The sequence below is a fragment of the Salinimicrobium sediminis genome, assembly GCF_900215295.1.
Taxonomy (GTDB): Bacteria; Bacteroidota; Bacteroidia; order Flavobacteriales; family Flavobacteriaceae; genus Salinimicrobium; species Salinimicrobium sediminis.
This window is the reverse complement of the sequence record NZ_OCMF01000001.1, coordinates 1,096,950-1,107,163: the sequence shown is the minus strand read 5'-3', so window position 1 is coordinate 1,107,163 and position 10,214 is coordinate 1,096,950. Positions and strand designations below refer to the sequence as shown.

General features: G+C 42.8%; 11 protein-coding genes. 7 read left to right on the top strand and 4 right to left on the bottom strand.

The annotated features are described in order from the left end of the window. Position 1 precedes the first annotated feature (1 nt). On the top strand, positions 2–799 hold the full coding sequence (locus tag CRO16_RS05025) for a TIGR04290 family methyltransferase (protein ID WP_097055217.1): 798 nt from the start codon (positions 2–4) through the stop codon (positions 797–799). Positions 800–983: 184 nt separating this feature from the next. Here CRO16_RS05025 and CRO16_RS05020 read toward each other — a convergent pair whose 3' ends face one another. After that, positions 984–3,149 (bottom strand): S9 family peptidase, encoded by a 2,166-nt coding sequence (locus CRO16_RS05020; protein WP_097055216.1) that lies wholly within the window; start codon positions 3,147–3,149, stop codon positions 984–986. A gap of 144 nt (positions 3,150–3,293) precedes the next feature. Here CRO16_RS05020 and CRO16_RS05015 point away from each other — a divergent pair, with 144 nt between their 5' ends. The 6 genes from CRO16_RS05015 (at position 3,294) to CRO16_RS04990 (ending at position 8,197) form a co-directional block, all read left to right on the top strand. Beyond that, positions 3,294–4,274 (top strand): lipoate--protein ligase, encoded by a 981-nt coding sequence (locus CRO16_RS05015; RefSeq protein WP_097055215.1) that lies wholly within the window; start codon positions 3,294–3,296, stop codon positions 4,272–4,274. A gap of 23 nt (positions 4,275–4,297) precedes the next feature. Next, positions 4,298–5,386, top strand: a complete 1,089-nt coding sequence (locus CRO16_RS05010; protein ID WP_097055214.1) for a CNNM domain-containing protein — start codon at positions 4,298–4,300, stop codon at positions 5,384–5,386. Further along, on the top strand, positions 5,379–5,852 hold the full coding sequence (locus CRO16_RS05005) for a methylated-DNA--[protein]-cysteine S-methyltransferase (protein WP_097055213.1): 474 nt from the start codon (positions 5,379–5,381) through the stop codon (positions 5,850–5,852). Before CRO16_RS05010 ends, CRO16_RS05005 begins: the two co-directional genes overlap by 8 nt. Then, the gene (locus tag CRO16_RS05000) at positions 5,852–7,036 is read left to right on the top strand and encodes a serine hydrolase domain-containing protein (RefSeq protein WP_097055212.1); all 1,185 of its coding nucleotides are present in this window, start codon (positions 5,852–5,854) and stop codon (positions 7,034–7,036) included. The genes CRO16_RS05005 and CRO16_RS05000 overlap by 1 nt, the downstream gene beginning before the upstream one ends. Beyond that, positions 6,990–7,703, top strand: coding sequence for a 3'-5' exonuclease (locus tag CRO16_RS04995; protein ID WP_097055211.1), 714 nt, complete (start codon positions 6,990–6,992; stop codon positions 7,701–7,703). The genes CRO16_RS05000 and CRO16_RS04995 overlap by 47 nt, the downstream gene beginning before the upstream one ends. Positions 7,704–7,834: 131 nt before the next feature. Beyond that, complete coding sequence (locus CRO16_RS04990) at positions 7,835–8,197, top strand: DUF6616 family protein (protein WP_097055210.1); 363 nt, start codon at positions 7,835–7,837, stop codon at positions 8,195–8,197. 148 nt (positions 8,198–8,345) lie between these two features. On the opposite strand, the gene CRO16_RS04985 is transcribed toward CRO16_RS04990, so the two are convergent. Genes CRO16_RS04985 through CRO16_RS04975 form a run of 3 tightly spaced genes read right to left on the bottom strand, consistent with a single transcriptional unit; the run spans position 8,346 to position 10,160 of the window. Next, positions 8,346–8,999, bottom strand: a complete 654-nt coding sequence (locus tag CRO16_RS04985; RefSeq protein WP_097055209.1) for a CoA transferase subunit B — start codon at positions 8,997–8,999, stop codon at positions 8,346–8,348. 58 nt (positions 9,000–9,057) lie between these two features. Next, positions 9,058–9,420, bottom strand: coding sequence for a four helix bundle protein (locus CRO16_RS04980; protein ID WP_097055208.1), 363 nt, complete (start codon positions 9,418–9,420; stop codon positions 9,058–9,060). A 41-nt stretch (positions 9,421–9,461) separates the two neighbouring features. Then, complete coding sequence (locus CRO16_RS04975; protein ID WP_097055207.1) at positions 9,462–10,160, bottom strand: CoA transferase subunit A; 699 nt, start codon at positions 10,158–10,160, stop codon at positions 9,462–9,464. Positions 10,161–10,214: the final 54 nt, after the last annotated feature.

Sequence of the window (10,214 nt, the reverse complement as noted above, 5' to 3'; positions counted from 1 at the left end):
TATGTCCACCGAAGCAGAAATTAAAAAATTAGCTCCCTGGTTCCACAATATTCATCTCCCCGACGGAAACACAACAGCTCCCGATCATTTCCTGGGAGATTTCCCAAAATTTAAATGGGATAAGATCAAAAATGATATTCCGGAAGATCTGGAAGGTTGGAAAGTGCTGGACATTGGCTGCAACGCCGGATTCTATTCCCTGGAGCTGGCCAAACGCGGTGCAGATGTCCTAGCTATTGATTTGGATGAGCACTATTTGAAACAGGCCAAATGGACAGCAAAACAGTTTGGACTGGATGATAAGATCCGATTCGAGCAAATGCAGGTGTATGACCTGGCTCACACCGAAGAGCAGTTCGATCTTATCTGGTTCATGGGAGTTTTCTACCATTTACGTTATCCCATGCTGGCAATGGACATCCTCTCACAAAAAGTGAAAAAAATGATGGTCTTCCAGACGCTTTCTCTTCCGGGACAGGAGGAGATGGGTATTCCTGAAGATGTGGAATTTCACAAGCGGGAGATCATGCAGGAAAAAGCCTGGCCAAAAATGGCATTTATTGAGCATAAACTTGCCGGAGATCCTACGAACTGGTGGGCGCCAAATCACCAGGGAATTCTGTCCATGCTGCGCAGCTGCGGACTTAAAGTAACTTCCATGCCCGAAGATGAAACTTACGTTGCCCATAAAGATCCCGGGTTACAATCCAGCCTTGATACCTGGAACTACTCAGAATATTTGTCGGCCGTCGGGAAGGACTGGAAGGAAGAGGTGGACAAGAAAACCCGGAAGGATTAGAGCTGCGATTCATCGCGTCTCAGATACAAGTACCTAAGGATCCTGAAACAAGTTCAGGATGACGAAACAAAAGAAGAGGCGCGTTCAATCGCGCCTCTATTATTTCCTAAACCTGCGAGGTTTTTTATAACCTGAGTATTTTATAGTAAGACCTACAAGGTTTTGAAACCTTGCAGGTCCTGTACTATTTTACAGGTTCAATCACAAAATTCTCCGGCGGAGAAGCACCCAGCAGGTGCTCTACAAAATAATCCCAGCGACGCCGCATCATGTAATAAGAGTCCTCGCCAAACCCATGCCGTGCGTTAGGAAAAATGATAAGGTCAAAATCTTTATTCGCATTAATTAAAGCGTCTACAACAAGGTAAGTGTTGTAAGGCGGTACGTTATCGTCGAGTCCGCCGTGGGCAAGGAGTAATTTCCCTTTCAGGTTTTCAGCGTACAGCTGGTTCGCCTGTGCGTTGTAATTATCCACTCCATCTGCACCCACGGTCATAAGTCCAATGTATCTTTCTCCCCAGTCATCTTCGTAGTTGCGATTGTCATGATTTCCGGATTCAGAAATTCCGACCGAATAAAATTCCGGATGACGGAACATAGCCGCGGCTGCGGCAAAACCACCACCGGAATGTCCCCAGATCCCTACCTTTTCAGCGTCGATGTAAGGATATTTTTCAGCCAGCTGACGAATTCCTGCCTTTTGATCCTCTAAAGTGTTTCCGGAAATATCTCCATAACAGGCATCATGAAAAGCTTTGGACCGACCGGGGTTACAGGAACCATCGATTAAAATAACTACGAATCCGAGTTCGGCCACAGCCTGATGATCGCTACGGGCTGCCGAGAAATTCCTGCTGCCCACACTTCCCCCCTGTGGCCCCGGATATACATAATTCACCACCGGATATTTCTTGGTTTTATCAAGATGTGTAGTGGTAAACATAAGGCCTTTAAGATCCCACTGCCCGTCTGCCGACTTTACGGTAATGGATTCCGGAGCTTTCCAGCCGGCTGCCTGCAGCCGGGAAATGTCAGCCCTTTCTAAAACAGCGATTTCCTTGCCATTGTTGTTACGCAGTACAGCCACAGGAGGTGTGGTGGGCGTGGAATAGCTGTCTATAAAATACTCATGATCGGGAGAAAAATAGATGTTGTGATTAGCATTTTCGGGAGTTAAAACTTTCAGGTTTTTTCCGCTGAAATCCACCTTGTATAAGTGCGAAAAATAGGGGTCCCTGCTCTTTTCCATGCCGTTGGCTTCGAAGTACAGCTTTCGGTTTTTCTCATCCACATGAAGCAATTCAGTCACTACAAATTCTCCCTTAGTGATCTGGTGCTTTAATTTTCCTGAATTCAGATCATACAGGTATAAATGGCCCCAGCCATCTCTCTCGGAATACCAAATGATCTCGTTGCTTTTAGGAAGGTATTTCCAGTTGATACTCCCCTGGCCCGATTCATATTGTGTTTCTACTACTTCTTCAAAAACTTCTCTTACTTCTCCTGTTTGTGCATCGGCAACGCGAAGTTTGGCTTCCTTATGGTCTCTTGAAGTAGAAACAAAAGCCAGTTTTGTGGCATCTTCATTCCAGTAATTATCGTCAAAAGCGCCACTACAGGAGATGTCATCACATAATGTTCCACGGCGTGGATCTGCTTCCACCTGCAGTTCGATAACTTTTGGTTCATCCACTTCCACGATCACCCGCTGAATCTGGATCACTTTTTCGTCTTCGGGCAAAGGATACTTCCATTTCTGCAATTTTGGCGCTCCTACTTTGGTCTCCACCAGGTACATATCACTAATATGCCGCTGATCCTGTTTGTAAGTAGCTAATTTTTTCGAATCGGGAGACCACAAGACGATTGGACGGTCGCTTTTTCTCCAGCCGGCATTATCTGTGGCATAGCCAAAGTACTCTTCCCCGTCTGTAGTGAGCTGTTTTTCTTCTCCGGTTTCTAAATTGCGCAGCCAGAGATTCCAATCCTTTATATAGACCACCTTCTTTCCATCAGGAGAAATGATCTCATTGCGGGAAACTTCAGGAGATTTCTTTTTTTCTTGGGATAAGATTTCCTCCCTGGAGGAACCGGTTTTCTTTTTTCCGGTTTTTGCATCTACCAGCACGTATTCTGTGCCTTCAGCGGTGTTTACCTGATACCAGAAGCGTCCATCTTCCAGCCAAACCGGTCTTACATTTGCCCGGTCGACCAGGGAATTGGTGTTGAAATTTAAAAATTTTGTCGCGCGTTCATAATCTTCTGCAGTAATTTGTGTTGTGCTGTCCTGGGCTCGGGAGGAAAGGAAAAACAGCAGAAAAGCGGTTGTTAAAAAAGGTAATTTTTTCATGTGGCTTCAGTAATTTCTTGTGCCTACAAGATACACAAATGCGGTTTTGTAAGAATTAATTGATTTAAGGGCTTCAGAATTAATGCTCTTTTATGAACTTTCCGTGTTTGCTTTCTTATTTTTGAAAGAATAAAATTCAGCAAAATGCTTTGCATTAAACATCATTCCACAGATCCTTACTTTAATATTGCGACAGATGAATATATTTTTAAGCATATTAAAGAAGATTGTTTTATGCTGTGGCGCAATGATAACGCAATTATTGTAGGTAAACATCAAAATACTTTAGCCGAGATCAACCACGAGTATGTGAAAGAAAAAAACATCAAGGTTGTAAGGCGACTTTCGGGAGGTGGCGCTGTATACCATGACCTGGGTAATCTTAATTTTTCCTTTACCCGCACCGGCGACAGCTATGAAATGATAGATTTCGAACGTTATACCTTGCCAATAATCGAAGTGCTGAAGGAGCTTGGGGTGAATGCCAAATTTGAGGGACGGAATGATCTCACTATCGAGGGTAAAAAGTTTTCGGGTAATGCAGAGCATGTTTTTAAGAACAAAGTGTTGCATCATGGGACGCTGCTATTTTCTTCGGAAATGAAAGATATTAGCGGTGCATTAAAGATCAACCCCCTAAAGTATAAAGACCGCGGTGTAAAATCTGTTCCCAACAGGGTGACGAATATTAGTGACCATCTTCCTGAAAAAATCTCTCTTGATGAGTTTACAAATAAAGTTATGGCCCATATCACCAACAGTTTCAGGGACGCGCGGCTTTATGAATTCACAGAAGAAGATCTTGCTGCCATTCAAGAAATAAGAGATGAGAAATATGCTACCTGGGATTGGAATTACGGCTATTCTCCCGACTATAACTTCAAACAGGGTGCGAGGACACCGGGAGGAACGGTTGAAATGAACATGAACGTCTCACAAGGCATCATAAAAGACGTAAGGATCACAGGAGATTTTTTCCACATTAAAGACATTTCTCCCATTGAAAAAGCCCTGGAGAATATAAGACACGACGAAAAGGAAATTCGCGAAAAACTAAGCCAATTCGACCTAAAAGAATATTTCAACAAAGTCACTGAAGATGATCTTGTCGCAATCATGTTCTAATAATAATCAACTAACTTAACCTTATGGAGTTACTCATATTTTACGCTGCAATTTCAATTTTCTTCTCCTTTTTATGTTCGATTCTGGAGGCGGCATTTTTGAGTTACACTCCCTCCTTTCTTCGCATTAAAGCACGGGAGGGCAAGGCCTATGCAACCACTTTGACCAAATTAAAGCAGGATGTAGATAAACCGCTAATTGCCATTCTTACCATTAATACCATTGCCCATACGGTTGGCGCAATCCTGGTAGGGGTGCAGGCCGAAAAAGTTTATGGAGACGGCGGAAATGCAGTGGGAATAGTTTCTGCTATAATGACGCTGGCCATTCTAATTCTTTCTGAAATAATCCCAAAGACCATAGGTGCTACCTACTGGAAATCTTTGGGAAGTTTTACAGCAAAGACGCTCACCATATTTGTTCTACCTTTAAAATACACCGGAATTTTATGGCTCATGTTGCTCACTACCCGCCTCATAGGGAAATCGGCACACGTTAATTCCATGAGCAGGGAAGAATTTCTCGCTATCACAGATGTTGCTGAAGAAGAAGGCGTTTTTGAGGAACAGGAAACCACGGTTATCAAAAACATGCTCATCTTTAAAAAAGTAAAGGCCAAAGATGTGATGACTCCATTTTCTGTGGCGGTGACCGAAGATGAGAACAAAACCATAGAAGAATTTCACCGGGAGCATCGAAATCTTAGATTTTCCCGAATTCCGGTATACCATAAAAGACAAAACAACATCACCGGCTTTGTGCTTAAAGATGATATTTTGGAAGAGATGCTGGATCAAAAAGGACCCGAACCCTTGAGTATCTTAAAAAGAGATATTCCTATGACTTCGGAAGATACCCCTATTCCCCAGCTTTTTGACCGTTTTATAAAGGAAAGAACCCACCTTGCCATGGTAGTGGACCACTACGGTAACACCATTGGATTGGTCACTATGGAAGACATCATAGAAACCCTTATGGGGCTGGAGATCATGGATGAAAGTGACAGCGTGCTCGACATGCAGGTGCTGGCAAGGGAGAACTGGGAAAAAAGAGCAAAAAAGCTCGGACTCTTAAAACAGGATTCTGACGATCTTAAAAATAATAATGAATAGCGCGGTCATTAAAACACCGCTGGGGAATGCCATTTTAGAAGGGGATGAGGAAGGAATTGTCAGATTCCAACTTATGGATGAGGAAGTTTCTATCTCTCCCACACCTGCTCCCGAATTTTGCGAAGCCATCGAACAACTGGAAGAATATTTTGCAGGTCACCGAAAAATATTTACGCTTAAGCTGAATCCGCAGGGAACAGAATTTCAGAAAAAAGTATGGCAGGCTTTGCTGACTATCCCTTACGGCAAAACAACCTCCTATATGGAGCTTTCAAAAACTTTGGGAGATCCTTTGGCTATTCGTGCTGTCGCCGCAGCAAACGGAAAGAACCCACTGTGGATCATCCTGCCTTGCCACCGGGTAATTGGCAGCGACGGATCTTTAACAGGATATGCCGGCGGTCTTTGGCGAAAGAAATGGCTGCTGGAACATGAGCAGCAGGAAAAGCAACAAAGCCTGTTTTAATGAAAGGTCTCAAAAAAGGCATTTTAGGTACACTTCTTTTTTTGGCTTTGGCCGTAGCGTTGATTTATCTGTTCAACTTCGATTATATTTTCAAAGGCATTCAAACCACTTATCTCCAGGGATATGTTACGGCATACATTGATGATCATGTTGATTTCGATAATCGCAGGATCGAGGCCGGATCTGTACAGCCCTGGCTTAAACATTCGGATTACAATGAAAGGGCGCTATCCGAAGACCTTCAGAAGAAGAACGAAGAGGCGGGAACGATTGCTTTTCTTATCATTAAGAATGACAGCATCTGGTATGAAAACTATAATGAAGGTTATGGTCCCGATTCTCACACCAATTCCTTTTCTATGGCCAAAAGCGTGGTTGCAGCACTACTTGGAAAAGCCATTTTTGACGGGTATATAAAAGATCTGGATCAACCGGTTGCAGATTTCTTTCCGCAGTTTGATCATCGACTAACTTTACGGCACCTGGTCTCCATGTCGTCGGGGCTAAATTGGGATGAGAATTATTATAATCCTTTTTCCATGACCATACGGGCTTATCTCGATGAGAATATTCGGGAACTGGTGCTGGATCTGGAAGTGGTGGAACCTCCGGGAGAAGAATTTAAATACCTCAGCGGGAATACTCAGCTGCTTGCCATGGTCCTTGAAAAAGCCACCGGAATGACAGTTTCAGATTACCTCAGCCAAAGCTTCTGGAAACCATTAGGGATGGAAAATAATGCGCTTTGGCAGCTGGACAGTTACGAAAGCGGCATGGAAAAAGCCTTTTGTTGCATTGCTTCAAATGCACGGGATTTTGCCAAACTGGGAAAGCTCTATAAGGACTACGGAAGGTGGAACGGAAAACAACTGCTGGACTCAACTTATGTAGCGGAATCAATTAGGCCGCAGCTGGAGGATTATCCGCATTACGGGTTAGGAATCTGGCTGGAGCCTAATTTATCTACAGATGTGTTTTATTTCCGCGGAATTTTGGGACAATATGTCATTGTGCTGCCGCAGGAAAATGTGATCATTGTGAGGCTGGGTCAGAAAGGCGGAAAAGTTCCCGATGAGGAAGAACATCCCGATGATTTTTATTTTTATCTTGAGGAGGTGTTAAAAATGCTTTCCCGTAATGATCAAAAAAGTAGCCTTAAAGAACCTGCTGTTCCTGGATATTGAAACAGTACCAGAAAATGCTGATTTCAGTGAACTTTCAGAAGAAAAGCAAAAGCTATGGGAACATAAATCCCAATATCAGCGAAAGGAAGAATTCACTCCTGCCGAATTTTATGACCGGGCAGGCATCTGGGCAGAATTCGGAAAGATCGTTTGTATCTCTGTAGGTCATTTTGCTTTTCAGGGTGAGAAAAGAACCTTTAGAACTACTACTTTTCACGGGGAAGAAAAACAGCTTTTACAGGATTTCAGAAATCTGCTAGACGGGCATTTTGCCAGGCCTCAACATTTACTTTGTGCGCACAACGGAAAAGAATTTGACTTCCCATATATAGCCCGCCGTATGCTTATTCATAACCTCGAGCTTCCGAACAAACTGAACCTTTTCGGAAAAAAACCCTGGGAAGTACCACACCTGGACACCCTGGAGCTATGGAAGTTTGGCGATTACAAACATTTCACCTCACTCAAATTGCTTTGTAATGTACTGGGAATTCCCTCTCCCAAGGAAGATATCGATGGCAGTGAAGTTCGAAATGTCTATTATATTGAGAATGATCTGGACCGCATCATTCGGTACTGTGAAAGGGATGTTGTAGCGATTGCACAGGTAATACTTAAACTGCGGCAGGAACCACTTCTGGAAGAAGATGAAGTGCTTTCGGTCTAGCATACCTTAAGGATTTGTTATTTATCCTGCTGCTTCTCAAGTTTTTATTATATTTATTGAAAGGTTGGCAAAAATTGCATTTTTAGATGTTATTTTTTGAAGCCTTGAATGTTTAATTAAAAAAGCACAATATGTATTTATACGTAGAACAGTGGAATGTAACCGATAAATGGATGGACCTTTCTAAAGAGGAACGTCGTTCTTATATGAACCAGGTGAATAATGCCATCACAGAAATGAGTCGCGGCGGCATTGAAAACCTTGGCTGGGCAATGAATGATGAACATACTCCATACCGCAGTGATTACAGATATATGGCACTATGGAAACTGCCTTCTCTGGAGGCCGTAGAGCAGTTTGAAAAAGGAATTGACGAAGCGGGATGGCATGATTACTTCTCTCAGGTGAATTCCCGCGGAAAATTGATGCCGCTGAATGAGGCGCTGGATTTTCTTGTGAATCTGGAAAAAAATTCCACTTCGATTTTAGAATAAGAATTTTGAATAGAGACAACAAATGAGAATAAAAACCTTGTAGCAGACCTGCAAGGTTTTTTTTGACCTTGTAGGTCTTATTCAAAAAAACAGACCTACAAGGTTTTGGAAACCTTGCAGGTCTGGAATAATTGATTTCCAGAATTAATTATATCTCCATTTCAGGAACTTCTCCTTCTACAATCAGAGTACCTTCGGTGGCTTTTTGAATTTCCTCTACGCTTATTCCAGGGGCTCTTTCAAGCAATTTAAACCCCTTATCTGTCACTTCCAGCACAGCAAGGTTAGTTACCACCTTTTTCACACAACCTACGCCTGTGAGCGGAAGAGTACAGCGCTTTAAAAGTTTTGACTCTCCTTCGCGGTTGGTGTGCATCATAGCCACAATAATATTTTCGGCGCTGGCAACAAGGTCCATTGCTCCGCCCATTCCTTTGACCATTTTTCCCGGTATTTTCCAGTTAGCGATGTCCCCGTTCTCGGCCACTTCCATGGCACCCAGAATAGTGAGATCCACATGTTGTCCCCGTATCATCCCAAAGCTCATAGCCGAATCAAAATAACTTGCCCCCGGTAAGGCCGTGATGGTTTGTTTCCCGGCGTTGATAAGATCCGGGTCTTCCTCGCCTTCAAACGGAAAAGGCCCCATTCCTAGAATTCCGTTTTCACTCTGGAATTCTACCTCTATATCATCGCGTACAAAATTCGCTACCAGGGTGGGAATACCAATCCCCAGGTTGACGTAATATCCGTCTTTAACTTCTTTTGCTATGCGTTTTGCGATTCCATTTTTGTCTAACATATCAATTTGAGAATTTGAGAATTTGAAAATTTGAGAATTCCTGAATGTTTTAATTTTCTCATAACTCTTTTTTCCTTTTACTTGAACTAATAATCTTTGAAATAATTCGTGTAATGTCTTTAAGATCAGAAAAATATTTCATCTCCGGATCTGGGTAATGTGGCGAAGCTTTACACAAACGGAGCCAATAACTGGTTTCATCTCCTTCTTTTGCCGCGATTTTAAATTTATGAATAAAATCTGCATTACTTTCTGCATTTTGTGCTTCCCAGACGTTTGCACCTATTGAGGTACCGCTGCGAAATAATTGAGAGGCCATTTCATATTTGTGAAGGGATCGTAATTTCTCTGAATAGTCTATAGCGTCAAGTGCAAAATCAAAGGTCTTACGAACTATTATATTTTCCTTATCGTCTCTCATATCGGCTGATTTTCAAATTTTTAAATTACCTTATTTTCAAATTATTTTTTCCTCACAGTTCGTTGTTCAATCCGTTTTTCATAATTCTTTCCTTCGAAGATTCGTTGAACGAAAATTCCCGGAATGTGGATTTGGTTGGGGTCGAGTTCTCCGGGTTCCACCAGCTCCTCTACCTCGGCTACTGTGATAGTCGCTGCACCGCACATCACCGGATTGAAATTTCTTGCTGTACCTTTAAAAATGAGATTTCCGGCTTTGTCTCCCTTCCAGGCTTTCACAAAGGCAAAATCGGCTTTATAAGCTTCTTCCAGCACATACATCTTCCCGTTGAATTCGCGGGTTTCTTTTCCTTCGGCTACTTCAGTTCCATAACCTGCCGGAGTATAAATTGCGGGAAAACCCTGTTGCGCCGCCTGACATTTAGCTGCAAGAGTGCCCTGAGGTGTCAATTCCACATCGAGTTCCCCGCTAAGCATTTGCCGCTCAAATTCAGCATTTTCTCCAACGTAAGAGGAGATCATTTTATCTATTTGTTTCTTTTGAAGTAACAGGCCTAAACCAAAGTCATCTACTCCGGCATTATTTGAGATACAGGTAAGATTCTTCAGGTTGAGACGAACGAGTTCAGAAATGGCATTTTCAGGAATCCCGCTGAGCCCAAAGCCGCCGAGCATAAAGGTCATTCCGTCATGGACTCCTTTAAGAGCTTCAGAAACATTCTCTACAGTTTTATTGATCATTATTGGTGGTTTTATTCGGAAAAATACAAAAATAATGGGCCTGTAGCAATGCTT

Coding starts and splice junctions, on each gene's coding strand:
- CRO16_RS05025 (WP_097055217.1), top strand. CDS start 2: ATGTCCACCGAAGCAGAAATTAAAAAATTAGCTCCCTGGTTCCACAAT.
- CRO16_RS05020 (WP_097055216.1), bottom strand. CDS start 3,149: ATGAAAAAATTACCTTTTTTAACAACCGCTTTTCTGCTGTTTTTCCTT.
- CRO16_RS05015 (WP_097055215.1), top strand. CDS start 3,294: ATGCTTTGCATTAAACATCATTCCACAGATCCTTACTTTAATATTGCG.
- CRO16_RS05010 (WP_097055214.1), top strand. CDS start 4,298: ATGGAGTTACTCATATTTTACGCTGCAATTTCAATTTTCTTCTCCTTT.
- CRO16_RS05005 (WP_097055213.1), top strand. CDS start 5,379: ATGAATAGCGCGGTCATTAAAACACCGCTGGGGAATGCCATTTTAGAA.
- CRO16_RS05000 (WP_097055212.1), top strand. CDS start 5,852: ATGAAAGGTCTCAAAAAAGGCATTTTAGGTACACTTCTTTTTTTGGCT.
- CRO16_RS04995 (WP_097055211.1), top strand. CDS start 6,990: ATGATCAAAAAAGTAGCCTTAAAGAACCTGCTGTTCCTGGATATTGAA.
- CRO16_RS04990 (WP_097055210.1), top strand. CDS start 7,835: ATGTATTTATACGTAGAACAGTGGAATGTAACCGATAAATGGATGGAC.
- CRO16_RS04985 (WP_097055209.1), bottom strand. CDS start 8,999: ATGTTAGACAAAAATGGAATCGCAAAACGCATAGCAAAAGAAGTTAAA.
- CRO16_RS04980 (WP_097055208.1), bottom strand. CDS start 9,420: ATGAGAGACGATAAGGAAAATATAATAGTTCGTAAGACCTTTGATTTT.
- CRO16_RS04975 (WP_097055207.1), bottom strand. CDS start 10,160: ATGATCAATAAAACTGTAGAGAATGTTTCTGAAGCTCTTAAAGGAGTC.